Source organism: Lysobacter sp. GX 14042 (assembly GCF_021390425.1).
Classification (GTDB): Bacteria; Pseudomonadota; Gammaproteobacteria; order Xanthomonadales; family Xanthomonadaceae; genus Novilysobacter.
The window spans coordinates 154,646-179,200 of record NZ_JAJUWY010000005.1 but is presented as its reverse complement, the minus strand read 5'-3'; the positions used below and the strand labels follow the sequence as shown (position 1 = coordinate 179,200).

23 protein-coding genes and 1 tRNA gene are annotated in these 24,555 nt (G+C 64.5%); 6 read left to right on the top strand and 18 right to left on the bottom strand.

Going from position 1 to position 24,555, the window contains the following annotated elements; genetic code table 11:
* Positions 1-54 precede the first annotated feature (54 nt).
* The 9 genes from LY625_RS09195 to LY625_RS09155 form a co-directional block, all read right to left on the bottom strand.
* Positions 55-1,065 (bottom strand): hypothetical protein, encoded by a 1,011-nt coding sequence (locus LY625_RS09195; protein WP_233739729.1) that lies wholly within the window; start codon positions 1,063-1,065, stop codon positions 55-57.
* Positions 1,066-1,287: 222 nt separating this feature from the next.
* A complete protein-coding gene (locus tag LY625_RS09190; RefSeq protein WP_233739728.1) occupies positions 1,288-2,019 on the bottom strand; it encodes a hypothetical protein in 732 nt (243 codons plus the stop codon).
* Between the two features lie 734 nt (positions 2,020-2,753).
* Complete coding sequence (locus tag LY625_RS13500; protein WP_233739727.1) at positions 2,754-4,871, bottom strand: glycosyltransferase family A protein; 2,118 nt, start codon at positions 4,869-4,871, stop codon at positions 2,754-2,756.
* Positions 4,872-5,241: 370 nt separating this feature from the next.
* A complete protein-coding gene (locus LY625_RS09180; protein WP_233739726.1) occupies positions 5,242-7,260 on the bottom strand; it encodes a glycosyltransferase in 2,019 nt (672 codons plus the stop codon).
* 107 nt (positions 7,261-7,367) lie between these two features.
* Positions 7,368-8,177 (bottom strand): ATP-binding cassette domain-containing protein, encoded by an 810-nt coding sequence (locus LY625_RS09175; RefSeq protein WP_233739725.1) that lies wholly within the window; start codon positions 8,175-8,177, stop codon positions 7,368-7,370.
* Between the two features lie 16 nt (positions 8,178-8,193).
* Entirely contained in the window at positions 8,194-8,982 is a 789-nt protein-coding gene (locus tag LY625_RS09170) for an ABC transporter permease (RefSeq protein ID WP_233739724.1), read from the bottom strand.
* Position 8,983: 1 nt separating this feature from the next.
* Entirely contained in the window at positions 8,984-10,162 is a 1,179-nt protein-coding gene (locus LY625_RS09165; protein ID WP_233739723.1) for a cystathionine gamma-synthase, read from the bottom strand.
* A 92-nt stretch (positions 10,163-10,254) separates the two neighbouring features.
* On the bottom strand, positions 10,255-11,643 hold the full coding sequence (locus LY625_RS09160; RefSeq protein ID WP_233739722.1) for a glycosyltransferase: 1,389 nt from the start codon (positions 11,641-11,643) through the stop codon (positions 10,255-10,257).
* An 11-nt stretch (positions 11,644-11,654) separates the two neighbouring features.
* Positions 11,655-13,031, bottom strand: a complete 1,377-nt coding sequence (locus tag LY625_RS09155) for a pyridoxal-phosphate dependent enzyme (RefSeq protein ID WP_233739721.1) — start codon at positions 13,029-13,031, stop codon at positions 11,655-11,657.
* Between the two features lie 376 nt (positions 13,032-13,407).
* Between LY625_RS09155 and LY625_RS09150 the strand changes: the two genes are divergently transcribed.
* Entirely contained in the window at positions 13,408-13,965 is a 558-nt protein-coding gene (locus LY625_RS09150; protein ID WP_233739720.1) for a heat-shock protein, read from the top strand.
* 285 nt (positions 13,966-14,250) lie between these two features.
* On the opposite strand, the gene LY625_RS09145 is transcribed toward LY625_RS09150, so the two are convergent.
* The gene (locus LY625_RS09145) at positions 14,251-14,469 is read right to left on the bottom strand and encodes a YdcH family protein (RefSeq protein WP_233739719.1); all 219 of its coding nucleotides are present in this window, start codon (positions 14,467-14,469) and stop codon (positions 14,251-14,253) included.
* 469 nt (positions 14,470-14,938) lie between these two features.
* Between LY625_RS09145 and LY625_RS09140 the strand changes: the two genes are divergently transcribed.
* Positions 14,939-15,193: a hypothetical protein gene (locus tag LY625_RS09140; RefSeq protein ID WP_233739718.1), complete on the top strand. Its 255-nt coding sequence runs from the start codon at positions 14,939-14,941 to the stop codon at positions 15,191-15,193.
* Between the two features lie 184 nt (positions 15,194-15,377).
* Here LY625_RS09140 and LY625_RS13440 read toward each other — a convergent pair whose 3' ends face one another.
* Both LY625_RS13440 and LY625_RS09130 read right to left on the bottom strand, forming a co-directional pair.
* A complete protein-coding gene (locus LY625_RS13440) occupies positions 15,378-15,965 on the bottom strand; it encodes a hypothetical protein (RefSeq protein WP_305067671.1) in 588 nt (195 codons plus the stop codon).
* Entirely contained in the window at positions 15,962-16,342 is a 381-nt protein-coding gene (locus LY625_RS09130; RefSeq protein ID WP_233739717.1) for a DUF4398 domain-containing protein, read from the bottom strand. Before LY625_RS09130 ends, LY625_RS13440 begins: the two co-directional genes overlap by 4 nt.
* Positions 16,343-16,451: 109 nt before the next feature.
* Here LY625_RS09130 and LY625_RS09125 point away from each other — a divergent pair, with 109 nt between their 5' ends.
* The gene (locus tag LY625_RS09125) at positions 16,452-17,555 is read left to right on the top strand and encodes a PilT/PilU family type 4a pilus ATPase (RefSeq protein ID WP_233739716.1); all 1,104 of its coding nucleotides are present in this window, start codon (positions 16,452-16,454) and stop codon (positions 17,553-17,555) included.
* A 24-nt stretch (positions 17,556-17,579) separates the two neighbouring features.
* Here LY625_RS09125 and maiA read toward each other — a convergent pair whose 3' ends face one another.
* The 5 genes from maiA to rplM form a co-directional block, all read right to left on the bottom strand.
* Positions 17,580-18,242: a maleylacetoacetate isomerase gene (gene maiA, locus LY625_RS09120; protein ID WP_233739715.1), complete on the bottom strand. Its 663-nt coding sequence runs from the start codon at positions 18,240-18,242 to the stop codon at positions 17,580-17,582.
* A gap of 121 nt (positions 18,243-18,363) precedes the next feature.
* A complete protein-coding gene (locus LY625_RS09115; RefSeq protein ID WP_233739714.1) occupies positions 18,364-19,347 on the bottom strand; it encodes a fumarylacetoacetate hydrolase family protein in 984 nt (327 codons plus the stop codon).
* A gap of 278 nt (positions 19,348-19,625) precedes the next feature.
* Positions 19,626-19,700 (bottom strand) — tRNA-Gln (locus tag LY625_RS09110).
* A 45-nt stretch (positions 19,701-19,745) separates the two neighbouring features.
* Positions 19,746-20,138, bottom strand: a complete 393-nt coding sequence (rpsI, locus tag LY625_RS09105) for a 30S ribosomal protein S9 (protein ID WP_233739713.1) — start codon at positions 20,136-20,138, stop codon at positions 19,746-19,748.
* An 11-nt stretch (positions 20,139-20,149) separates the two neighbouring features.
* A complete protein-coding gene (rplM, locus tag LY625_RS09100) occupies positions 20,150-20,578 on the bottom strand; it encodes a 50S ribosomal protein L13 (RefSeq protein ID WP_233739712.1) in 429 nt (142 codons plus the stop codon).
* Positions 20,579-20,752: 174 nt separating this feature from the next.
* Between rplM and LY625_RS09095 the strand changes: the two genes are divergently transcribed.
* Both LY625_RS09095 and coq7 read left to right on the top strand, forming a co-directional pair.
* On the top strand, positions 20,753-21,982 hold the full coding sequence (locus LY625_RS09095; RefSeq protein ID WP_233739711.1) for a (Fe-S)-binding protein: 1,230 nt from the start codon (positions 20,753-20,755) through the stop codon (positions 21,980-21,982).
* Positions 21,983-21,991: 9 nt separating this feature from the next.
* Positions 21,992-22,636 carry a 2-polyprenyl-3-methyl-6-methoxy-1,4-benzoquinone monooxygenase gene (gene coq7, locus LY625_RS09090; protein ID WP_233739710.1) on the top strand — a complete coding sequence of 215 codons (645 nt, stop codon included), beginning with the start codon at positions 21,992-21,994 and terminating at the stop codon, positions 22,634-22,636.
* A 51-nt stretch (positions 22,637-22,687) separates the two neighbouring features.
* On the opposite strand, the gene speD is transcribed toward coq7, so the two are convergent.
* Positions 22,688-23,491: an adenosylmethionine decarboxylase gene (speD, locus tag LY625_RS09085; protein WP_233739709.1), complete on the bottom strand. Its 804-nt coding sequence runs from the start codon at positions 23,489-23,491 to the stop codon at positions 22,688-22,690.
* Positions 23,492-23,712: 221 nt separating this feature from the next.
* Between speD and crp the strand changes: the two genes are divergently transcribed.
* On the top strand, positions 23,713-24,369 hold the full coding sequence (gene crp / locus LY625_RS09080; protein ID WP_233739708.1) for a cAMP-activated global transcriptional regulator CRP: 657 nt from the start codon (positions 23,713-23,715) through the stop codon (positions 24,367-24,369).
* Positions 24,370-24,555 lie beyond the last annotated feature (186 nt).

Sequence of the window (24,555 nt, the reverse complement as noted above, 5' to 3'; positions counted from 1 at the left end):
CTTCGGGGATGCTGTGCCACCCCCAACCGAATCAACGTTCCCAGCATCACTGTTTTACCTCAAGCCGCCCATAAGCGTTTTGAGAGCACGAAGCGGCGAAGTGATGCGCCACGACGATGACTTTTGCATCAGAACTAGCTGCTGCTCCAAGGCCAATGCATGACGCTCCGCAGCGATCTTCCTGCCGCGAAGGTATTCCGCTTTGGAGGTGAGATTCATGAGCTGTCCGTGATCCCGCTCGTGGGCCGCCCTCAGCTGCTGGAGATCCTCAACCAGACGGTTACGCTCCGCCTCAATCGTAGACACTTCACGCAGGAGCACCAATACACGCTTCGCCAAAGCTGCCTCAGCACGAGCAACGACCTCAAATTCACTCTGCAGCTCAGCATACTGCTCCTGAGCCAGATCTCTTTGTACCGCCGCCTCTTTAAGCCTCGCTAACTCGACAAACGCCGACTCCCACACAGCAGGGGGAGCCCGCATGCTGCGCGAAGGAACGAACGAAGCCTCAACCTCGCCCAAAAGACTCCCCAGCTCCGCGCTCTCGATCATGCACAGCAGCGCCAACGCATCGTAGAGATTACTCCCTTCTTCTCGGGATAGATATGTCGAACAATGATCAGGGTCCTTATTCGCATGCCCTGGCGCATCATCCAAGGCGGACCAGATCGCAGCCGGGCGGGCAAGAAAGTCAGACTGCTCGACCAACACCGCTCGACGTCGACCCGTTCTAAGTAGTTCTATAACAACGCGCATCTCCGTGGCAGACCTTTCGATCGCGGCGCTCGGCAACACACCCTCCTCTAGAGCAGCTGCCAAACGACGAACGGGGTGCGGCACAAAGACTAGAAGCTGGGCATCGTTATCCTTCTTCAGGAACTGCAACGCCTCGCCGGCGGAACCCAGAACGATGAGCGCCTCTCTGGCGACAGGCACATCAACCAACTCCTCGAAGGCTTCCGCAAGCGCGGTAGGCAGAGATGGCAGCGACACCGCTGCGACTCTGGAATAACGTCTGCTTTCCTGATGATGGAGAGCCGGCACATTTTCAGAAATCTTTATCATATTTCTCCGCTCCTGCGGGTAAAGTGCTTCGGAGCTCACGTGAAACAGAATCCTCGAGTCGCAAGGCTAAACTGTTGTGTAGATCAGCTCCAATCCAGACTCAATTAGAACGACCAGCCGCGCTGTGACTAATAATGCCGCCTGCGGCGCTGCTCGAGCAGCGAACGTCAACGATGACCGAAGTTGGTCCCAATTTGTCGCCCGCAGGCAAAGAGGAACGCGCTAGCTCTCGTAAGGTGTATCTGCAAATTCGGGAGCGAGCCTACAGGTCGCCTCCTCAAACAATGCGGAAGTGTTTCGATGCTCTTCTGGTAGGCCGAGGAACGCCATGAATAGGTTACGGCTGTTGTAGCAGGCGACACTACGGAACGCCATATCCGACTCTGCCAAAGCCGAAGCCCCCCAAACACCCATTCGATGCTCCCAATAGAATATATCTGCCAATCCGTAGTCGTACAATCTATTCTCGTGCCATTTCGCAACGTCGATGAAAGTCTTAAAACGGTCTCGGGTGAGCCTGGAGCCCGCATTGACGTCATAAAGATGGGCCAATGACTTGGGCGAGATCTCCTGGATCTCACGGTAGAATCCCCTCATGATTTCACCGCCATAGCCACGAATAAACACCAGGTCATTTGTTGGGCCATCCGCGAAGTGTTTGATCCAGCCGGAGTTGCTCCCACGCACGTAACCCGTGTTCCGGCGGAACGCGCTGGCGAATCCTGTCGTCGTTTCATCAAGTCGGGCCGGCGACGGCAGCCGAACGATCTCTAGGTTGAGATTGCATATTCTCGCAAGGTCCGACGCGACACGGCTGTCTGGCGAATCCGACGACTTCGCGTCCTTACTTCTAACGAACGTGAACAGCCGAGGCGAGGCGTCGCGCAATGCAGCTAGTGCACCGCGGCTGTCTCGTCCGGCACTCAGCCCGATGATGATGCTTAATTCGCTCACTCGTATGTAGGATCGAAGGCCCTCTAAGTGGCTTACTAGAAGATCAACAGCGTCGGCACGGCTCGACGATAATTTAGGTCCACGAGGCCAGTACCGCTCAACTCGCCCGGCGGGCAGTCGGAGTCGAGTGTTCGGCGTCAGCTGACTGATGCCACTGAACGGTGCGTCTAAGCCGGGTAGATATTTGACGTCACGCTTGATGAAAGCTCGCGAAGTGATGAAAGGCAATACCCAGTCCCTAACGGGAGCTCCAATTACTTCAGCGGCTAGAGCCGAGTGCGAAGCCACCACGCCAAGCCCATAGAAGACACTCCGGGAGCCCATTGCGTCATGGTAAATGGTCAGCTCACCCGCGTCTAAGACAAACAGCACGAAACGCCCAGCAAGCCTGTCGAGAGCACGAAGGAGGTCTCCGGACGCGAGCTCTGCGGCAACCCCCGTGTAAACCTGAAGCTCCGGATCAAACGCATCCCCTAGCAACCAGACTTCGCGCCCGCTCCGGCAAGCGTACTGCAACGGCACCCTTGGGTCGACGAACAGTGACCAGTCACCGACTTTATGCTCGTCCCACGCCCTCACACTAGATGGCGGGGACGCGCGGCATAGCAAAAATCCGCGCGCATATAGAACGCCAACCGGCGCAATATGTTCGACAGTCGGTCCTGCCACGTCAGCTTGTGGCGGGCACCCTGGCCAAATAGCAAGCGCAATGCGGCGACGAAAACTAGCACTCATCATATAAACACCATATTCTCGATGTCCGCGCCCGACCCGACGGCTCTAGCCCTCCGAGCGAGCTCGCGCATATCAGCGTCCCACGTGTGGAAGCCGGGTCTATCACTTCGATACAGCGCGAAATTGAAATAATCGAACGAAACGAACGGGTATCCTGCCGAATTATAGCGGCGAACTAGATCGCTATCTGAGCCCCGGCGGCGCGCCTCGGAGAAAGGCAGCTCATTTAGTAGAATGCTTCTCTTCCCGACGAGCGTTCCGCCGGCGATGTGGACCCGCTCGTCGCTCCCTCCACGGCGCAGTTGCCGCGAACGCGTTGCCGAATGGCGCTCATCCCAGAGGATTTCATCGCTAGCCTCACTATAGGTGAACGCCGCTGTTTTCCCGCCGATTGGGAAGTCCACTGCTCGATGGTGAAGAAATATATCCGATAGATAGTCAGGACCGTAAAGGTCGTCATCATCAATCTTTGCCCAATACTCAGCGTCCGACTGCGCTGCCGCGAAGTTCAAGCATGAGCCCAAACTGACCTCTTTTCCAAACTTATAGATCGAAATACGCTCACCCGGCTTTACTAGCGCGCGCGCGTCTTTCAGTGACATCTCATTTCCATGCAGCACAACCACCAATTCTTTGAACTGATAACGGTCGTTGCGGAATCGATCCAAGCATTGGGCTAGTAGTTGGGGGCGCATCGTCACTAGGATGCAAACCACAGATGGTGGCCGCCGCCCAAACACGACGCCTAACCCCATTTCGCGCGACACCTGATTCAGTCGATCCGCGATGCAGTGATGACTGAAGATCTCACGAAACGCCTTGTGCTGTGCCCTCGCCCGCTGTAGCGGATCGAGGAGCAACCTCTCAATCTCTCCCACTACTTCGGGGGTCGGACCGCAAAGCGGCAGACCACCCCACGACGGCTTGACGGTCCCGCTGTGCGCGACCATCGCGCCGCTCGCGATAGAACGCAACATCATGGTTTGCTGGCGCCACTCTGGGACAAGACTCGAGTGCCGATAAAGCTCCGCGCCAACCATCTTTGCAAGCGCGGCCTTCGACATCGGACTAAGACACCCGAGGGCATTCCGCTCGAACTGCGCGGCGTCGGACAGCCGCGTGCCGCCAAACTCCCACTCGCTTTCGGCGACTAGAAGGCGATCCGACAGTTTGAAGTGCTGCACTAGTGGATCTTCGCCTGCTCCTTCCTGCAGATCCAGCCATCCGTCGAACAGCACGCGGTGCGCGAGACTTGTGACATCAAGCTGCTCCCACGTACGAAATTGGTTGTGTAACGCTGGCTGGATCGCGGGCGCCAGTAAGCGGGTTTCAAACCCACTGTGTTCTCGCAATGCGGCGGCGGTCTGTGCGTCGACTGCGTAAGCTGCCTCCACATGTTTCGCAAGCCACCCGAAAGTAGCCACGTCTGATGCAGTTGCCCGGTACCAGAGCACCCGCGGTATACCCCGCTCGTGTGCACTCGTAAGCAAATGTTCGATGACGGAGCGTTCCCTGCCGTTGGCGGTCATAGCACCACGCCACACGCCCCCTACGTGCAAAGCCGGCTCAACGAGTAGCAGGTCGTACTCATGGGCCGAAAGCTCCTTCTCCCAGCCGGATTCACTCAGTACAACAACAGCGGCATCGAACGCCAGCTCTGATGCAAGCTCGAGGCTACCTAAGAACGCAATCCGCGGTGGACTGCGCTCGTGACCGTGGTAGAGGGTCACTCCCAGCGCGTTTGTGGGCGACGAACGGTACAACAAAGCGTCTGGAACAAGGCCTTGCATCGTCCAATCGACCTGAAGAATATTGCATACCTCGTTTGTCTTCTTCGCCTCATCCGGGCTCGATGCCCGCATGCTGTGTGGAAAGTCCAGTGGGATTGCGGAGTTCCACTCTGGCTCATCGCCACCCCCGTTTAAGCCAAGCGGATCGGTGTCGAGTGCGTCGATCGCCGGCGCCGCACCAAGCAAAGAGCGAGCTGCGCGCAACGGTGCCGTGAGCCTCCAAGATCGGCTCGATAATATCTGCTCCTGAACTGCCTCCAAGTGTCTAATTCTCTCCTGCGCCGCTGAGAGTTCGTGCCTTAGTGTTTGCACGATCTTGCCCGACACTTCTGGTTCGGCGTTGTCCGGCGGAGCAGACATCTCGGAGCGTGTAGGTTGTGCTAACGGCCGGGGCGCGAAGGGATCCATACTCATACTGTTCAGGACATCTAGATGAAGACGCTCTCCGCCAGCGATCGCGTGCCGCCGAAGAGCGTGGTTCGCGCGGCCAACACCCGATCGCTTGCTTTCCACGTATGCGCCGACGCACCGGCGCTCCTGAGACGTGCAAAGTTGAAACGGTCTGTCGCCAATAGGCCGTCACGGGGGTCGTAGCATCGACCGATGAAATTGGAGTCTGAGCCAACGCCCATCTCTTCACCCCCCGCCTGCGCTGATGTACTCGTGTGCTTGAAACTCGAGTTCATGTCTGGCGTCCCTAGACAAACACATGATCGACTAGTGCATCGCGAGAGCCAACGTGAGCAGTGCCCCGTCGAAGCTCCTCATCCGGGATCTTCCAGGTGTGAGTACCCGCAGCAGCATCACGGTAGCGCACGAAGTTGAAGTAGTCCGTCGCCAGAAGCCCATGCCCATGCTCGAAGCACCTTTGGATGAACTCCGAGTCAGAGCCGCCCCGCCGGGCTGCAGAGAAGCCGATCGTCTCTAGCACCTCCCTTTTTCCGCCCAGCGTGCCGCCGGCCACTAGTGCGCTGGTCGCTTCCTCGGCGTCGTGGAGGAGGTTGGCTTGCGCCGCCCACATGGGGTTCCATCGCAGTTCGTCCCCTTGCTGAAGATGGACGAATGCCGGCGGTTTACCCATCAGCGGTGCATCGATAGCCCGCCGATAGAGCATCATGTCCTGCGTGTACGCAGGGCCGTAGTAGTCATCATCGTCGAGCTTCATCCAGATCGGCGCCTGCGTATGGCCAATGGCCATGTTGAGGCAATCACCGAGCGAGCGATTGGTGGATGCCTGGAGAATCGTGACGGGCTCATCAGGGCGGACGAGGGCCTTGGCGACCGTGACATCGAGATCGTCACCATGCAGGACAACGACCAGCTCACGGTACGGGTACCGGTCCGCGCGGAACCTGTCCAGACAGCGCTCCAACAAACGGGGACGCATGGTCACCAAGAGGTGGGCAACCTGCTGAGGGCTCGGCCGGGTGCCGTCCAACCCCAAGTCACGGAGGATCACGGTCAACCGATCAGCGAGGCAGTGTCTGGACAGGATCTCCCGCACCACCAAGTGCCTGGCACGTGCGTCGATCCACGCAGCCATGTTCGCGCCACCCAGCTTTTCTTCGAGGGTAGAAACCCGCACCGACTTTCCGCCTTCCCAGGGCGGCGCGCCCTGCTCCGCCCAGAGCACCGCAGCACCGCTGACCGCAGCGCGCATCATGCTGTTGGCCTGTCGCCATGACCGGAAGTGCGGATGCGGTAGGAACAGTTCGGCCGCGCCACTCCGAAGCAGCGCGGATTTTTCCAGCGGTGTCACAGATCCCAGCGACAGACCAGCATGACCCGCGCCATCCAGTAACCTGGCCCAGGAATAGTCGCCGTCGGTATCCACCACCCTTAGACGATCACCGATGGCGGGCACCACCGGGTTGTCCCCGGCACCGGACACCAACGCCCACCAGCCATCGAACAGCACGGCACCTTCCAGTCCGGGCTGGGCCTCCTTGATTCCATAAGAGCGGACGGGATTGTAGAGCGCAGGCTGCACGGCGACCGGCAGCAGCGCGACAGGCACACCCGTGATGTTGCGCTGCATCCACTGCATGCCCTCGGGATCGACGGCATAAACACGATCCACTCGGGCCATGAGCCAGACCAAGCGATCCAGGGCGCTCGCGTCCTCTCGTGCCCAGAGCACAACGGGTAGTCCTACTTGGCGACAGTGGTCCAACAAGGGTTGCAGACAGCGCTGTGACGCCGGACTTCCCCCGAAACCTGCGCCCCAGCCTCCTTCCGGGTCCCACGCGCCCTCGATCAGCACGAGACTTACCCGTCCCACTTGGAGCTGCTCCCTCCACGCGCCAGCCTGAAGTGGCAAGACCGCCGCATCAAAAGAAAGCTCCTCCCGCAGTTCTCGGTTGGCGATGGTAGCCAGCCGGAAGGGCTCCGCCTCACGACCGTGGTAGCGGACTCCTTTGGGGTCGGTAGAGTCCTCCAGCAGCCCGGCGCGCACCTTGACCGGCACGAGGGGCTGGATAGCTCCATCCAGCCGCAGCGGTCGATGGCTCTGATTGGGGTCGGGCGGAGGATCGAACTCGATGAGCCGTCGGGGGAACGCCCGGACGGCGGGTGGCAGCTTTTGCTTGGAAGCCAGGTTCACTTCCGCTGGCATTTCTGCGCGGCCAAAACGGCGTCGAAGCCAGCGCAACGGTGCGGTCAGCTTGAGCGAGTTGCTACCCAGGAGGATGGCAAGCTCGTCCTCCCTGGCTTCCAACTGTCGTTCGACTTGGCGTAACTGCCTTCGCAGGCGATGCAGCTCCTCGGGCCGGGCATCCCCAGAGTGATCTGTAGCGCCAGGGTCGGCTGTCGGCGCGCGGGACATCAGTCGACGGCATCGGCGGCGTCGGCAATTGCAGCCTCGAGCTCGAGGGCCTGCAGACGCTTTGATTTGTCCACCAAGCCCTTGTAGAACTTGATGGCCTCGGAAACCGGACCAACAAACTCCAGCCTCCCTTGGTGAAGAACGATTCCGCGGTTACACATCCGGCGCGCCAGCTCCATGTTGTGGCTCGCCACGACCACGATCTTGCTGCCGGAGACTCTGTCTACCAGCCGCTCCCGGGCCTTCCTGACAAACCCGAAGTCGCCAGCCCCAAACCACTCGTCCAAGAGCATGATGTCGTGCTGCACGACTGTGGAGATAGCAAAACCCAAACGCATTCGCTGGCCGGCAGACAGAGTCTTGAGCCTGCGATTCTCGATTTCGCCCAGCTCAGCAAAATCAAGAACCTCGCCCACCATGCCCCGGATCCGGCTGGCGTCAATACCCATTGCCGTGGCGCGAAGGAAAATGTTCTCGTGGACGGTGGCTTCCTGGCTGAACCCAAGGCTCAAGTTCAACAGCGCCTGTCGCGATCCCGCAACATCTATGTGGCCGCTCGTAGGCCTGAACGCCCCTGTCAACACCCGCAACATCGTCGTCTTGCCGGCGCCGTTGCGTCCCAGCATTACAACCCTGTCGCCCTCTTCGATGTCGAAGCTGATCCCGTCGAGGAGGCGCGCAAACCTGCGCTTGGGAACGGCGGTGGCGGCACTGACAAGCGTCCCGAACCAGTTTTGGGCCTGTCTAGCCGGTTGCTCGAAGTAAGGAACATCAAGAACAACGTCGCGCACGCGGATATGAGCTGTCATCAAGGTTCTCCTCCCATCAGATCCATAGCGGCACGAATCGCGCATAGCGCCGATAGATAGCCGAGGCCAACAGCCAACCAAATACCGTCATCAGGCCGACGAACCAAAGGCTAGCCGGTGGAATCGGCTGCCCGAGGATCGGGTTGCGTACTACGGTGATCAGGTGATAGGCAGGATTGAGGTGAATGGCCCACCATCCGAATGTCCCAGGGGAGAAACGGTCGCCTACCCAGAGGATGGGTGTTAGCAACATTCCGAAACGCATCACCGTGGCAACCATTTCGGAAGAGTCCGCGTATCGTGCCCCGATCATCGACATGCAGCTGGAAAGCCAAAAGGAATTCAGAACCACCAGAGGAAAGGTGATAAGAACTGTTAGCAGACTGAAAATGGACGTCTCAGGCGACCATGCCACCGTGGCGACCACAACCACCATTGCGCACACAAAAAAGAAAAACGCCTTGGCGATCGAGCGCAGCACGTAGTCGGTCAGGCGCACGCGTCCATCCATGATGAACGGCTTATGCGCCCTGAGAATGGAGCCAGACTCAGACAGGCATTGAGTCATGAACCGGAACAGCACGAACCCAACGGCCAAATAGGGCAGATAGAATTCCGCGTCATGCCCAATCACCGCCGAGTAGACTTGCCCGATCGCTACGACAAAGACCGCCGTGGGAATGACGATCCATAAAAGACCAAGTCGCGTCCGTCGGTACCGCGTTATGATGTCCAGCCAGCTAGAGTACATCCAGAACTCAGGCCGGCGCAGGCTTTCCTTAAGATCGGACAGGAAGCTCGACATATCAGGCGCGATCCAAAGCCGTTGCAAGATCGGCCTGGAGATCGGAGAGCGTCTCAACCCCTACGCTCAGCCGCACCAGCTCATCCCCGAGCCCCAATTCTTTCCGCCTCTCTGACGGGATGCTGGCGTGCGTCATCACGGCCGGATGGTTCACCAGGCTTTCCACTCCGCCAAGTGATTCGGCTAGGGTGAACAGCTGGGTTCGCTCACAAAATCGCTTTGCGGCTTCGAATCCACCCTTGACGCGGACCGAGACAATGCCGCCAAATCCGTCCATCTGCTTCTTTGCCAACTCATGCTGGGGGTGCGACGGGAGGCCCGGGTAAATTACTTCCTGCACCGCGTCGTGCCCCTGCAGGAACTCGGAAATCGCCTGTGCGCTTTCACAGTGAGCCTTCATCCGCAGGTGCAGGGTTTTGAGACCCCGCAGCGCGAGAAAACTGTCGAACGGACCTTGCACTGCGCCTACGGCGTTCTGCAGGTAGGCGAGCCGTTCCGCCAGCTGTTCATCACTGCCGACCACGACCATGCCCCCGACCATGTCGGAGTGGCCGTTGAGGTACTTGGTGGCCGAGTGCACGACGATGTGCGCGCCGTGCTCCAGCGGGCGCTGCAGGATCGGCGAGCTGAAGGTGTTGTCCACCACCACGATCAAGCCGCGCTTGCGGGCGATCTCCGCCACCGCGGCGATGTCGACCAGCTTGAGCAGCGGATTGGTGGGCGTCTCGATCCACACCATCTTTGTTTCTGGCCGGATCGCGCCCTCGAACTTGCCCAGGTCGCTCAGGTCCACCCAGTCGAAATCCAGCCCGGCACTGCGCCGCCGCACGCCCTCGAACAGGCGGTAGCTGCCGCCGTAGACATCGTCCATGGCAATCACATGACTGCCGGTGTCCAGCAACTCCAGCACCGTAGACGTCGCCGCCAGACCAGAGGCAAATGCAAAGCCGCGGCTGCCCCCTTCAAGACCAGCCGCGCAACGCTCGTAGGCAAAACGCGTCGGGTTGTGACTGCGCGAGTACTCGAAGCCCTGGTGCTCACCTGGGCTCGACTGCGCGTACGTGGAAGTCGCGTAGATTGGCGGCATCACCGCGCCGGTGGACGGATCGGGCGCCTGCCCCGCGTGGATGGCGAGCGTGCCGAGGCCCGGACGGGAATTGTTGTCATCGGAGTGCTGCATGTCTCTCCTGTCTGGCCGGCGAACGGCCTCGAACCGCAAAAAAGCGAACCCGGCATTCTAGCAATCCCGGGCAGCCGCTCCTTAAGGATTTTTCACACGGGATCCACGACGCTCTGCAGCGTCCCGGCGACGGCACTGGCGCTCTGGGTCCAGGACCACGATTCCACCGCTTCCATGCCGAGCTGGAGTCCGGAGGCAAGCGCTCCTTCCCGGTGCGCCTCGGCCAAGCGGTGGAGCTCGTGCTCGATCGTGCTCCGATCACCGGCGCAACTCCATCCCCGGGCCAGCGCGCCGAGCAGTTCGCCGGTGGCGTCCAGCCCGGAGCCCGCCAGCAGGTGCAGCACCGGCCTGCCCGCGCCCAGGTACTCGTAGAACTTGCCCGGAACCTGACTGGGGTCCGGGTTGGCGAGGTTGACCAAGACATCGATCTGGCGCTGCAGCACAAGCAGGCGCCTGTGGGGCACCCGCCCGAGCAGGCGCACCTGCGCGGGACGTTCGCGCGCAACCCCGGCCAACCACTCGGGCACGTTGCCGGACGCAACGTTGAGCCGGACGCCTGGCACCGCCAGCACGGCATCGACCAACGCACGAGGATCGCGGAAGCTGTAGAAGCTCCCGGCGTACAGCAGCTCCAGCATCGAATCCGGCCTGCGCGACACGTCCTGGGCCGGCGGCATCCGCTCGTCGAACCCTTGTGTCACCACGGAGACGTCGGCGCCCGCGCCGTGCCGCTCCCGCAGCAGTGCCGCCGCTTGCGCGGTCGTGACGAGCACATGGTCGGCCCTTCGCATCACGGTGGCCTCCAAGGCATGTGCGCGGTGGCGCCAACGCCACGGCGTGTAGGCCGCGAGAACCGGGTCGCCCATGTCCACCACCCAGCGGAAACCCCGCCGTTCTGCCTGCAGGCCCAGCTGCAGCGTCGTGCAGGGCTCATGCGAGGTCACCACGACGTCTGGCCTGAGATCGTCAAGGAGGCGGTGCAGTGCCTTGCGCGCCGGCCTGTGCCACTCCGCCCGCAAATCCGGGAACAGCAGCCACGATACGCCGCGCTGGAAGCGCTCCAGCAACCGACCCTTCCAATTCAGCCGCGGGGGTTCGACTGCGGCAGGTATCTCCAGGGTGTCCCGGACCCCGTCTCCCGGCGTTTCGCTGGAGGTGGGAACGCCTGCGGAACTGCCGAACACAACAGGAGCGGGCCTCCGGCGCGCCAGCCAGCCCAGCGCACCCCTGACAGGCCCGGGAAAGGTTCGGTGCACCTGGATCGCCCGCCCAGGATCGGGGAGCCCTTCCATGCTTCCACCAATGTCTGGTGCCAGCACGTGCACTTCATGACCCAGTGCTGCGAGGCGGTCGGTCAGGTACGCCCAGCGCAGCGACTGCGGCGATGGACTGGGCGGAAACTCGTAGGCGATCAGGAGGATGCGGAGCGGCCGTTCGCGGCTGGAGCCGCCGGGGCCTGGGTTGGAGGGTGTCTCTTCCACGCCGCCCCGGATCACTCCACCCGCCTGCGCAGATGGTTCAACAGATCAATCCGCGTAATCAGCCCCAGGAACCGCTCCCCCTTGGTCACGATCGCCACGTGCCCGCGGTCGAACACCGGCAACAGCGCCTCGATCGACTCGCCCACGTCCACCTTGTCCAGCTTCCGCACCATCGCCGTACTCACCGGATCCCGGAACTTCGCCTCGTCTCCGTACACGTGCAGCAGCAGGTCGGACTCGTCGATCAGCCCGACCAGCTGGTCGTCCTCCATCACCGGCAGCTGGCTGACGTCGTACAGCTTCATCCGCTGGTAGGCGGTGACCAGCAGGTCGGCGGGGCTGACCACCACGGTGTCGCGCTTGGCGAACGGCCGCCCGATCAAGTCGCGCAGGTCCCCGTGGCGCTCGCGCTCTAGGAAGCCGTTGTCGGCCATCCAGTAGTCGTTGTACATCTTCGACAGGTACTTGTTGCCGGTGTCGGGCACCAGTACCAGCACGTTCTTCGCCTCGGTCTGCTCGCGGCAGTACTTCAGCGCGGCGGCCAGCAGGGTGCCGGTGGACGAGCCGCCCAGCACGCCTTCCTTCTCCAGCAGCTCGCGGGCGGTCAGGAAGCTCTCCTGGTCGCTGATCGCGTAGGCCTTCTTCACCCGGGTGAAGTCGGAGATGCTCGGCAGAAAGTCCTCGCCGATGCCCTCGACCATCCAGCTGGCGGACTTGTCGGACAGGGTGCCTTCGTTGATGTACTCGGTGAGGATCGAGCCCATCGGGTCGGCCAGGATCAGCTCGGTATCGGGCGATTGCCTGGCGAAGCAGCGCGACAGGCCGGTCATGGTGCCGGAGCTGCCGCAGCCGAAGACGATCGCGTCCACGCCGCCGGCCTCGGCCATCTGGGCCAGGATCTCCGGGCCGGTGCCGTGCTCGTGGGCGGCCGGGTTGTCCGGGTTGCCGAACTGGTTGATGAAGTAGGCGCCCGGGGTCTCGCTGGCGATGCGCTCGGCCAGGTCCTGGTAGTAGTCCGGGTGGCCCTTGGCCACGTCCGAGCGGGTCAGCACGACCTGCGCGCCCATGGCCTTGAGGTTGAAGATCTTTTCCCGGCTCATCTTGTCCGGGACCACCAGGATCAGTTTGTAGCCCTTCTGCCGGGCGACCAGGGCCAGGCCCAGGCCGGTGTTGCCGGCGGTGCCCTCGACAATGGTGGCGCCGGGCTTGAGGTCCCCGCGGGCCTCGGCGGCCTCGATCATCTGCAGCCCGATGCGGTCCTTGATCGAGCCGCCGGGGTTCTGCGACTCCAGCTTCAGGTAGACCGTGCAGGGGCCGGTGTCGAGGTTGCGGGCGCGGACGATCGGGGTGTTGCCGATCAGGTCGAGGACCGAGTGGGCGATGGGCATGGGGGGACTTGGTGCGGGTGTGGGGGGATTCTACCTGCCCGGGAAAGCGTCATCCCCGCGTACGCGGGGATCCATGGACGGTACGGGCGAGGAACGAGTGGAGAGGAACGAGGAACGAGTGGGGGCGACGTCCTTGGGTTCCCGCGTGCGCGGGAACGACGGTGTCCGTCACGTAACCCCGTAGCCCGGGTAAGGCGAAGGCTGCACCTGGCGCGCGCATCGCACAACGCCCCACCGCCCCTCGTCTACCAAGGCGCCCTGCGCTACAAAGATGGTAGCCGCGAAGCAGAGATCGAGCAGGTGCACGGGCGATGCAAGCGCGTCGCGCCAGATACGGCGTCTGACGACATGGAAGCCTTGGCGCAAGGAGGCGCAGTTGAACTCTTCGTACTATCTCCCACTCATCGTCGGCGGGCAGTCGATCGATCTGTCTCACCTGGAGCCGTTCAAGCTCCAGGTCGTCAGCACGCATGCGAAGACAACACTCAGGGTGCATGTGACGTTCACCAGCCATTGCTTCAGCGAGAAGCTGGACAGCACTTTACTCGCTCAAGGTGATCCAATTATCGATCGGAACACTCGGCATCCGCGAATGTTCTGCCCCACCCGCTACAGGTTGTCGCACAAGTTGCCAGGCTTCCTCCAGGAGCTGCCCGGACGGTCGGTGAGTCTGACAAGTGCCCAGCGGAACTGGGTTTACACAGTCACCATTGAGGATCCTGCGGGGCCTTACCATGTGTTCTTCGAACTGGGCCGCGCCCCAATCGAGCAACGCACTTGGCAGGACCTGAACCTGGTCGTGGAGAGCGCCTACCCTGAAACCAAGGCGCCTCCGGGTGTTCGCGGTCGTCCAAAGCCGTTCGCGCTGGTGTGCGGTGAGGTGTACACCGGGAACCGGGCCAAGCCCAAAGCCAAACCCAAGCGCCGTCGATAAAAAGAAGGCGCCCAAGGGGGCGCCTTCCATACAGCAGATCCGGAAAACCACTTGCGAACCGCCTTGCGCGATTACGGCTCTCGCCGCTGGGAGGCGCTCGATTTCATCCGGTCAGTCGCCTCAACTACCGAAGCAAGTCTACGCCAATCTTGACATGGCGTGTCAACTCAGCCATGCACCTGTTCAGCCCAGGATCCCAAAGACGTACATGGATCAAAAAAGCAGACGGGCGGTGGCAGCCCCGACGAGGATAGGGCCACCACCGCCCGTATGCGGTACGCGTGATCAGTGCGTGCGGGCTTCGTACATGCGTTGCAGCTGGTCCTTGGCGGCCAGCTTTTCGCGCTTCCATTGCGTCACCGTGTCCGGATCCATTGGCAGCACGCCCAGCTCGGCGTCCATGACCTTCTTGTCGAGCTTCTTGTGGTGCTGGTAGAGCTGCCTGAACTCGCGGTCGTTGTCCATGAGCGATTCAACGTCCCGCTGCGACTGGTCTTCGAACATGCGTGGCCTCCTGTGCGACAGAAACACGACGCCCCGGCCGGGGCCGGGGCGTACGGGGTGGAACGGACGGGGTTGGAGCAGCGCGGGCGAGGCGGTCGCGGCAATGGGCTCACCATCACGGGGGCGGGCGTCGTGGCGACGCGCCGCGGTGTGCCCTGTGGGCGGGATGGTGGTGTCGAACCCTCGCGTCATCGGCCTGGTCCTGCCAGGCGGCGGCCGGATGCCGCCCCTGGATGATCGACCCTACTCCGGACCTCCGGGGCCGGCAAGCGGGGCCGCACAGTCAGTGATGTGAGGGGGTGCGGAGGGGTTCAGGTAGGGGTTTCCGGCGCGTCGTTCCCGCGGACGCGGGAACCCATGGACTGCTTGGGTCCCGAGGTGCGCTTTGCTTCCCCGAGCCTACGGAATGCCTGATGGCCGATTGTGTAATCATTGTCTGTCGCTTGCACAATCATTGCCTGGAATCCCCATGCCAACCGCAATCGATTTGTCGGCTGCCCGCGCGGAGGCAATGCGGGTCAGGGACGAGGACGCGCGCTATGCAGTCATGCTGCGGGAGGCCGCTCTGGAAGCACAGGCTGATACCCGCCCGACGCTGTCCCACGCCGAGGTCCGGCGCAGGATGGACTGCCTCAAGGCCGATCTGCAGGCGCGGCTTGATGCAGCACTCGGTGACGGCAAGCAGGTACCCGCCTGTATGCCTGCCCTGACGGACGGCACCTGATCCTTTACCGCCGCGAGGACGACTGCGTCAGGATTGAGCGGGTACTCCCGAGCCGGTCGCACTGGGATCGGGGCGGCACGTAGCCCGGGTAAGGCCGAAGGCCGCACCCGGGGTTTCTGGTAGCGGGGGCCGGCAAGGGGGACCCGGGTGCGCTTCGCTTACCCGGGCTACGGGGTACGGGGCCTCAGTCGTCGGCATCCCGCATCAGTTCTTCCTCCATCCGCCGCAGCTCGGCTTCGCGCTGGCGGGCGGCGCGCAGCTGGGCGGCCTGGGTGTCGGCGACGCCTTCCAGGGCTTTTTCCACGTCGGCCATCATCTCGGCGTCGGTCATGGTGCGGGCGCGCAGGCGGGCGGCTTCCTCGGCCTGGATCTGGGCCTCGATGCGCAGGCGCTCGGCTTCGGCGCGGGCGGCGGCGGCGTCGCGGCGGCTGGCTTCGACGATCAGCTCGCTGCGCTCGCGGTCGAGCCGGTCGGCCTCGCGCTCCATGGCCGCAGTGCGGGCGACCACCTGGGCGATCTGCACCCGGCGTTCGGCGACGTAGCGGGCGCCGGCGAAGGTGCTGGAGCGGGCCTGGGCGGCGGCGTCGATGGCCTGGCTGGCCTGCAGGCGCTCGTAGGCGGCCAGGCTGCCCAGTTCCGGGTCGGCTTCCAGCCGGACCAGCTGGGCGCGCAGGTCGGCGAGGCGGTCATCGTTGGACTGCGCCTGTGCCGGGGCGGAGACCACGGCGAAGGCCAGCACGGCGGTGGCCAGGACGGTGCGGTGGGTGCTCATCGGCGGGCCTCCGGCTGCAGCTGGGTTTGCAGGCGCTGGATCTCGGCGCGCCGCTGGGCGACCTGGGCGGTGGCCAGGGCCTCGCGGCTCAGGGCGTGGGCCAGGTCGGCGTCGGCCTGGGCGGCCAGGGCGAAGGCGCGGGCGTTGTCGTTGTCGCCCTGGGCCATCGCCGACTGGGCGCGGGCCAGGGCCTGGCGGGCCAGCTCGATCTGCTCGCGCGCGTACTGGTCGGCATCGGCCCCGGTGGCACGCACCACCGCCTGCTGGGCGGCGTTGAGCTCGCTGGTCGGCGGCGGGAGGGTCGCGCAAGCGGCAAGTGCGCAAGCGAGAACTGTGCCCGCCAGCAGGCGGCGCATCTGTGAGAAGCTGGGCGTCATTGGGGAGCCGGCTCGCGATAGGGTTGCCGGCATTCTGGTCAACGTACCGCCGCGCCGCAACGCTTTGCCGTCGCGCGTGCCGGCTCTATCTGATTCCGGGGGCGATTTGATGGACATCGGCTACTTCCTGAAGCTGATGGTGGAGAAGAACGCGTCGGACATGTTCCTGACCACCGGCGCGCCGGTGTACATCAAGATCGAAGGTCGGCTGCACGCGCTCGGCAACACCGGACTGCCCCCGGGCATGGTCAAGAAGATCGCCTATTCCCTGATGGACGAGGGCCAGGTGCCGATCTTCGAGCGCGACCTGGAGCTCAACACCGCCTACGCCCTGGCCGACACCGGGCGCTTCCGCATCAACGTGTTCAAGCAGCGCGGCGAGGTGGCGATGGTGATCCGCGCGATCCGCAGCGTGATCCCCTCGATCGAGGAACTGCAGCTGCCGCAGGTGCTCAAGGACATCATCATGGCCCCGCGCGGGCTGGTGCTGATCGTCGGTTCCACCGGTTCGGGCAAGTCGACCACGCTGGCGTCGATGATCGACCACCGCAACTCCAACGTCGCGGGGCATATCCTGACCATCGAGGACCCGATCGAGTACCTGCACCGGCACAAGCGCTCGATCGTCAACCAGCGCGAGGTCGGCCTGGACACCCACGCCTTCCACAATGCGCTCAAGAACGCGATGCGCGAGGCGCCGGACGTCATCCTGATCGGCGAGATCCTCGACCAGACCACGATGGAGGCGGCGATCAGCTTCGCCGAGACCGGCCACCTGTGCCTGGCCACGCTGCACTCCAACAACGCCGACCAGACCATCGAGCGGATCCTCAACTTCTTCCCCGAGGCCGCCCACCGCAACGTGCTGATGAACCTGGCGCTGAACCTGCGCGCGGTGGTCAGCCAGCGCCTGGTGGTCGGCACCGATGGCCGCCGCGTGCCCGCCACCGAGGTGCTGATCAACACCCCGCACATCCGCGACCTGATGCGCCGCGGCCAGGTGCACGAGATCAAACAGGCGATGGAGGAGTCGCTGGAGGAAGGCATGGAAAGCTTCGACCAGTGCCTGTTCCGGCTGGCCAAGGAAGGCAAGGTCGACCAGGACGAGGCCCTGCGCGCCGCGGATTCCCGCGACGGCCTGGCGCTGAAGTTCCGCCTGTCCGAGGGCGCCGGCGCCGAGCACGATCCCTACGGGGATGTGTTCAGTACCTGATCCGGGCGGGAGCGACCGTTGGCATCAAACCCGGGGGGCGTCCGGCTGGTTTTCCGGGCGGGCGGCGTCGAACGCGGGCAGCGCCAGGCAGGCCGCTTCGATCCGGGTGATCGTCGGATACGGCGCCAGGTCCACTCCGAACCGCCGGGCGTTGTAGACCTGCGGTACCAGGCAGCAGTCGGCCACGCCGGGGATGTCGCCGACGCAGAAGCGGCCGGTGCCCGGGTGGTCAGCCAACATCTCCTCCAGCGCGGCGAAGCCCTGCCCGATCCAGTGCCGCACCCAGTCCTCGCGCTCGGGCTGGGGCACGTTCCAGGTGTTCTCGAAGTACTGCAGCACCCGCAGGTTGTTGATCGGGTGGATCTCGCAGGCGACGGTCTGGGCCAGTGCCCGGGCACGGGCGCGTCCGCGGCTGTCGGCGGGCAGCAGCGGATGCTGCGCCCAGGTCTCGTCCAGGTACTCCAGGATCGCCAGTGACTGGCGCAGCACCCGCTCGCCGTGCTGCAGCACCGGGACCAGTTCCTGCGGATTCAGGGCGTGATAGCCGGGCGTGTGCTGTTCCCCGCCATCGCGCACCAGGTGCACCGGCACGATGGCGTAGTCCAGGCCCTTGAGGTTGAGCCCGATGCGCACGCGGTAGGCGGCGCTGGAGCGCCAGTACGAATGGAGCTGGAGTTGGTCGGCCATGGTGGACCTTTCCCGGGTCATCGTATGCCGTCCGTCATCCCCGCGTACGCGGGAGGTGAGCGGAGCCCGCCGCGAACGGATGCCTTTACTCGTTCCTCGTTTCTCTCCACTCGTTCTCGCCTCACTCGGCTTGTTCGATCCGCTGCTCGATCGCACCGAAGATGCTGTTGCCTTCGCGATCGAGCATCTCGATGCGCACGGTATCGCCGAAGCTCATGAACGGCGTGGTCGGCTTGCCATCGCGCAGGGTCTCGACGGTGCGCTGCTCGGCGAAGCACGAGGCGCCCAGGCTGGTGTCCTCGTTGGCGATGGTGCCCGAGCCGACGATGGTGCCCGCCGACAGCGGCCGCGTTCGCGCCGCATGGGCGACCAGCTGGGCGAAGTTGAACTGCATGTCGACCCCGGCTTCCGGCGCGCCGAACCACTTGCCGTTGACGTGGGTGAGCATCGGCAGGTGGACCTTGGTGTCGCGCCAGGCATCGCCGAGCTCGTCGGGTGTCACGAACACCGGGCTCAGCGCCGAGCGCGGCTTGGACTGCAGGAAGCCGAAGCCCTTGGCCAGCTCGCCGGGGATCAGCCCGCGCAGGCTGACGTCGTTGACCAGCCCGACCAGCTTGATGTGGCCAGCGGTGGCCTCCGGACCCGCGGCCATCGGCACGTCGTCGGTGATGACCACCAGTTCGGCCTCCAGGTCGATCCCGTGCTCCTCGCTGGGCACCACCACCGGGTCACGCGGGCCATGGAAGCCGGCGCTGGTCGCCTGGTACATCAGCGGATCGGTGTAGAAGCTCTCCGGCACCTCGGCCCCGCGCGCCTTGCGCACCCGCTCCACGTGCGGCAGGTAGGCACTGCCGTCGACGAACTCGTAGGCGCGCGGCAACGGCGCGGCCAGCGCGGCGAAGTCGACATCGAAAGCGCCCTCGGCACGGCCGTCGTTGAGCGCGTCGTACAGTTCCCCGAGCTTCGGCGCGGTCGTGGCCCAGTCCTCCAGCGCACGCTGCAGGGTGTCGGCGATGCCGGTGGCACGCACCGCACGCGACAGGTCGCGCGAGACCACGATCAGGGTGCCGTCGCGGCCGCCCTCCTTCAGGGAACCGAGCTTCATCGTTGACTCCTTGGCTTGACCCGCGCCTTTGGGACGCAATGGTTTCAAGTGTAACCAAGGGCGAGGAACGAGTTAAGGGCGAGAAACGAGTGAAGAGGAGTGAGGAACGAGTGAGAGCAAAGGCCGAAGCAGGGGCCCGCCCACATCGGGGACGCACGCCTTTGCCGTTGCTTTTACTCGTTCCTCACTCCTCTTAACTCATTCCTCGCCTTTCTCGCTCCTCTTCACTCGTTTCCCGCAACAAAAAACCCGCCTTTCGGCGGGTTTCTTGTTGAAGATGGCAGCCCCGGATGGATTCGAACCACCGAATGCCTGAGTCAGAGTCAGGTGCCTTACCGCTTGGCGACGGGGCTGTGGGAGGCGGATTGTAAACCAATCCGCCCCGTGGGCAAAAGCCCTTAGCGCTTGGAGAACTGGGTCGCGCGACGGGCCTTGTGCAGGCCGACCTTCTTGCGCTCGACCTCGCGGGCATCGCGGGTCATGAACCCGGCGCGGCGCAGGTCGCCCTTCAGGGTGTCGTCGTAGTCCACCAGCGCGCGGGCGATGCCCAGGCGGATGGCGCCGGCCTGGCCGGTGGTGCCGCCGCCGCTGACGGTGACCTTGACGTCGAACTTGTCCAACGACTGGGTCAGCTCGAGCGGCTGGCGCACGATCATGCGCGCGGTCTCGCGGCCGAAGAAGTCCTCGATCGGACGGTCGTTGATGGTGATGGTGCCCTCACCCTTGCGCAGGAACACGCGGGCGGTGGAGGACTTGCGACGGCCGGTGCCGTAGTTCTGCTGGATTGCCATGATCGGTGACCTTAGATGTCGAGCGGCTGCGGCTGCTGGGCGGTGTGCGGATGCTCGGGGCCGGCGTAGACCTTGAGCTTGCGGTACATCGCGCGGCCCAGCGGGTTCTTCGGCAGCATGCCCTTGACCGCCATCTCGATGACGCGCTCGGGGTGGCGCTGCAGCGCCTGGCCCAGGGTCTCGCTCTTGAGGTTGCCGATGTAGCCGGTGAAGCGGTAGTACTTCTTGTCCGCCAGCTTGTTGCCGGTCACGGCGATCTTGTCGGCATTGACCACGACGATGTAGTCGCCGGTGTCGACGTGGGGGGTGTACACGGGCTTGTGCTTGCCGCGCAGGCGGTGGGCGAGCTCGGCGGCGAGGCGGCCGAGGGTCTTGCCGGAGGCATCGACCACGTACCAGTCACGCTGGACGGTCTCGTTCTTGGCGGTGAAGGTCTTCATGACTGATTGGGGTACCTGGTCGGGCTGGTTCCGTCTGCTGCCGCATGCCGTGTCCGGCCGCTGCCGCGGAACTCCACCATCGCGTTGTGAAAAGGGTGGAACGAAAGACGCGAAGTGTAGCCGCCACGGGCAGCCACCGCAAGTCGCGCGAGCCGGCCATGCTAGCATCGCCCGGTGCCCCGCGCCACTCCCCGTGACAACCTGATCGCACTGGCCGACCGCTGCGTGCAATGCGGCCTGTGCCTGCCCGCCTGCCCCACCTATTCACTGGAGCGGCTTGAGCCGCAGTCCCCACGCGGCCGTATCGCGCTGGCCCGCGGCTGGGCGCTGGACCTGGTCGAGCCGACCGCGGCCGGCGACCGGCACCTGGACGACTGCCTGGCCTGCCGTGCCTGCGAGGCGGTCTGCCCGGCGGGCGTGCAGTACGGCGAACTGCTGGTGGCCGCCCGCGGCATCCAGCGTGGGCGGCGCGGGGCCGGAACCGGGCAGCGGGTGATCGAGTGGCTGGTTGCGCGGCCGCGCTGGCTGGCACTGTTGTTCGGCCTGTACCGGCGATTGGGGCCGCTGGTTCCGGCTGCCTGGCGGCCACTGCCGGTTCCGCCCATGCCGACCCGGCCAATGCCGGGCCCGGCCCAGGCGACTCCGCCGCGCGCGGCGACCGGGGCCCCCAGCACCAACGTCGCCCTGCCCCGGCGCGTGCAGCTGTTCACCGGCTGCGTCGCCCGCGCCTACGAGCCGCCGGCCCGCGCCGCCCTCGTCCGCCTGCTGGCCGCACTGGGTATCGCGGTCGACGTCCCGCCGGACCAGACCTGCTGCGGCGCCCTGCACTCCCACGCCGGCAACCTGCAGGCCGCCGACGCATTGGCGGCACGGAACCGCTCCGCGTTCGCCAGCCCCCCATCACCCACGGGAGCGGCTTCAGCTGCGACCACCCCCATCCTCACCCTTGCCACCGGCTGCCACGAATCGGTGGCCCGCGCTGTCTCCGGCCGCAGCTTCGACGCACTCGACTTCCTCGACCGCCATGCCGATCGCCTGGCCTTCGCGCCCCTGGCCGAGCGCATCGCCCTGCACCTGCCGTGCACCCAGCGCAACGTGGTCGGCTCGGTCCCGGCGCTGCGCCGGCTGCTGGCGCGGGTGCCGGAGTTGCAGGTGCTCGAACTCGACGCCGGCCACGGCTGTTGCGGCGCCGCGGGCAGCGCCATGCTGCTCGATCCGCAGCGGGCCGACGCCTTCCGCCAGCCCCTGCTGGACCAGCTCCGGGCCAGTGGCGCGACCGCGGTGTTGAGCGCCAACATCGGCTGCCGCCTGCACCTGGCGAACGGCGCCGCGGTGCCCGTACAGCACCCGCTGGAACTGCTGGCGGATCAACTCCAGGCCGCCCCCATCCGGCCGCCGCATTAGAATCGCCCCATGACCACCATCCGCCGCCTCACCCCGCTCGACCGCCTGCTGGACCAGGGCCAGCGCGCCCTGGAGACCGTGTTCGGAAACCCGCCCGCCGCCCGCCCCAACCCCGCCATCGGCGAGCCGGAGGTCGTGCTGGAGGACGCCGAGCGCCGCCACGCCGCCGGCCTGATGCGCATCAACCACGTTGGTGAGGTCTGCGCCCAGGCCCTGTACCTGGGGCAGGCCACGGTCGCCCGCGACGAAGCCACCCGCGAACACCTGCTGCACGCCGCCCAGGAAGAGACCGACCACCTGGCCTGGTGCGCCGACCGCCTGCGCGAACTCGACAGCCGCCCCAGCCTGCTCAACCCGCTGTGGTACGCCGGCAGCTACGCGATCGGCACCGCCGCCGGCCTGCGCGGCGACGGCTGGAACCTTGGGTTCGTGGTCGAGACCGAGCGCCAGGTCGAGGCGCACATCGACGAGCACCTGGACCACCTGCCGCCGGCCGATACGCGCAGCCGGGCGATCCTGGAAGTGATGAAGGCCGACGAGGCGCGCCACGCCGACAACGCCGAAGCGGCGGGTGCGCGGGTGCTGCCCTTCCCGATCCCGTCGGTGATGGCGGCCGCGTCGAAGGTGATGAAGGCGGTCGCCTACCGGATCTGAGGCGCGTAACGTCCATGGATCCCCGCGTGCGCGGGGATGACGGCGCGGGGGTCAGTCGGCCAGGTTGCGGCCGTGGTAGAGCTCTTCGATCTCGCGCTTCAGGCGCATCTCGACCTTCATGCGGTCCTTGAACGACAGGTTGCGCGCGCGCTCCTCGAACAGGTACTGGTCGAGGTCGAAGTCCTTCAGGTGCATCTTGGTGTGGAAGATGTTTTCCTGGTAGACGTTGACGTCGAGCATCTCGTAGCGCGACTTGATGTTCTTGGCCAGATAGTCCTGGATCGAGTTGATCCGGTGGTCGATGTAGTGCTTCTTGCCCTTGATGTCGCGGGTGAAGCCGCGGACGCGGTAATCCATGATCACGATGTCGGACTCGAGCGACTCGATCAGGAAGTTCAGCGCCTTCAGCGGCGAGATCACCCCGCAGGTGGCCACGTCGATGTCGGCGCGGAAGGTCGCGATGCCGTTGTCCGGGTGGGTCTCCGGATAGGTGTGCACGGTGATGTGCGACTTGTCCATGTGCGCGACCACCGCATCGGAGATCACGCCCTTGGCGTCCTTCTTGTCGACCACCGGCTCCTCGGAAATGAGGATGGTCACCGACGCACCCTGCGGGTCGTAGTCCTGGCGGGACACGTGCAGGATGTTGGCGCCGATGATCTCGGCGACGCTGGTCAGGATCTGCGTCAGCCGGTCGGCGTTGTACACCTCGTCGATGTACTCGATGTAGCGGCGGCGCTCGTCTTCCGACGAGGCGTAGCAGACATCGTAGATGTTGAACGACAGCGCCTTGGTGAGGTTGTTGAACCCCTGCAGGCGCAGACGCGGCAACGGCTTGGGCTGGACCACTGGCATTTACCGGGTTCGGGACACAAGAGCGGAATTATGCGGCATGCGCCACCCGTGTTGGAACCATGCCCGGGCTGGAGTTGCGACGGTGTTCAAGTCGGCGGGGCGCGATGTCAGAAGCTGCCGCGCCGCGACATCATTTGCCACCGCGTGGCGTACCGCCTAAGCTCGCGTGAAAATTTCGTTCATGAACCATGTCTGCCTTCCCGGTCACTCCTACTACCCTGATGCGCCGCCCGCATACGCCGTTGACCCCTGACGGGGCGACGATCGAACGCTTCCTGGCGCACTGCCATCGCCGGCGCTACCCGTCGCGTACCGATGTGTTCCGGCCGGGCGATCCCGCCAATACGCTGTACTACCTGGTGTCCGGCTCGGTCAGCATCATCGCCGAGGAAGATGACGGGCGTGAGCTGGTGCTGGGCTACTTCGGGCCGGGGGAGTTCGTCGGCGAGCTGGGCCTGTTCGTGGAGAGCACCCACCGCGAGGTGATCCTGCGCACCCGCACGCCGTGCGAGCTCGCCGAGATCGGGCATGAGCGCTTCTACGAACTGCTGCTGTCGCGACTGGCGCCCGACGCGCCCAAGCTGCTGTACGCGATGGGCGCGCAGATCTCCCGCCGGCTGCTGGACACCAGCCGCAAGGCCAGCCGGCTGGCATTCCTGGACGTCACCGACCGCATCGTGCGCACCCTGTTCGACCTGGCGCGCGAGCCGGAGGCGATGAGCCATCCGGACGGCACGCAGATCCGGGTCTCGCGCCAGGAGCTGTCGCGCCTGGTGGGCTGCTCGCGCGAGATGGCCGGGCGGGTGCTGAAGAAGCTGGAGGCCGACGGCAAGCTGCATGCGCGCGGAAAGACCATAGTGGTCTACGGGACGCGATAAGCGCCCGTCATCCCCGCGCACGCGGGGATCCATGGACTTTGAGGTTTTCCGGGAGGGCGCGTGATCCTTCGGGGACTTCGCGGGGAGCCGGCTGTCGTGGGGGAGAGGCCGCCCTCCTGACGGGCCTTCGGCCCTTTTTGAAGTCGGGCGGCCTCTCCCCCACGACAGCCGGCTCCTGGCGGTTGG

What these genes read in the sequence shown, in the direction of transcription:
- LY625_RS09195 (WP_233739729.1), bottom strand. Translation starts at nt 1,065, where the DNA reads ATGATAAAGATTTCTGAAAATGTGCCGGCTCTCCATCATCAGGAAAGC.
- LY625_RS09175 (WP_233739725.1), bottom strand. Translation starts at nt 8,177, where the DNA reads ATGACAGCTCATATCCGCGTGCGCGACGTTGTTCTTGATGTTCCTTAC.
- LY625_RS09170 (WP_233739724.1), bottom strand. Translation starts at nt 8,982, where the DNA reads ATGTCGAGCTTCCTGTCCGATCTTAAGGAAAGCCTGCGCCGGCCTGAG.
- LY625_RS09165 (WP_233739723.1), bottom strand. Translation starts at nt 10,162, where the DNA reads ATGCAGCACTCCGATGACAACAATTCCCGTCCGGGCCTCGGCACGCTC.
- LY625_RS09155 (WP_233739721.1), bottom strand. Translation starts at nt 13,031, where the DNA reads ATGCCCATCGCCCACTCGGTCCTCGACCTGATCGGCAACACCCCGATC.
- LY625_RS09145 (WP_233739719.1), bottom strand. Translation starts at nt 14,469, where the DNA reads ATGTTCGAAGACCAGTCGCAGCGGGACGTTGAATCGCTCATGGACAAC.
- LY625_RS09140 (WP_233739718.1), top strand. Translation starts at nt 14,939, where the DNA reads ATGCCAACCGCAATCGATTTGTCGGCTGCCCGCGCGGAGGCAATGCGG.
- LY625_RS13440 (WP_305067671.1), bottom strand. Translation starts at nt 15,965, where the DNA reads ATGAGCACCCACCGCACCGTCCTGGCCACCGCCGTGCTGGCCTTCGCC.
- LY625_RS09130 (WP_233739717.1), bottom strand. Translation starts at nt 16,342, where the DNA reads ATGACGCCCAGCTTCTCACAGATGCGCCGCCTGCTGGCGGGCACAGTT.
- LY625_RS09125 (WP_233739716.1), top strand. Translation starts at nt 16,452, where the DNA reads ATGGACATCGGCTACTTCCTGAAGCTGATGGTGGAGAAGAACGCGTCG.
- maiA (WP_233739715.1), bottom strand. Translation starts at nt 18,242, where the DNA reads ATGGCCGACCAACTCCAGCTCCATTCGTACTGGCGCTCCAGCGCCGCC.
- LY625_RS09115 (WP_233739714.1), bottom strand. Translation starts at nt 19,347, where the DNA reads ATGAAGCTCGGTTCCCTGAAGGAGGGCGGCCGCGACGGCACCCTGATC.
- rpsI (WP_233739713.1), bottom strand. Translation starts at nt 20,138, where the DNA reads ATGGCAATCCAGCAGAACTACGGCACCGGCCGTCGCAAGTCCTCCACC.
- rplM (WP_233739712.1), bottom strand. Translation starts at nt 20,578, where the DNA reads ATGAAGACCTTCACCGCCAAGAACGAGACCGTCCAGCGTGACTGGTAC.
- coq7 (WP_233739710.1), top strand. Translation starts at nt 21,992, where the DNA reads ATGACCACCATCCGCCGCCTCACCCCGCTCGACCGCCTGCTGGACCAG.
- speD (WP_233739709.1), bottom strand. Translation starts at nt 23,491, where the DNA reads ATGCCAGTGGTCCAGCCCAAGCCGTTGCCGCGTCTGCGCCTGCAGGGG.
- crp (WP_233739708.1), top strand. Translation starts at nt 23,713, where the DNA reads ATGCGCCGCCCGCATACGCCGTTGACCCCTGACGGGGCGACGATCGAA.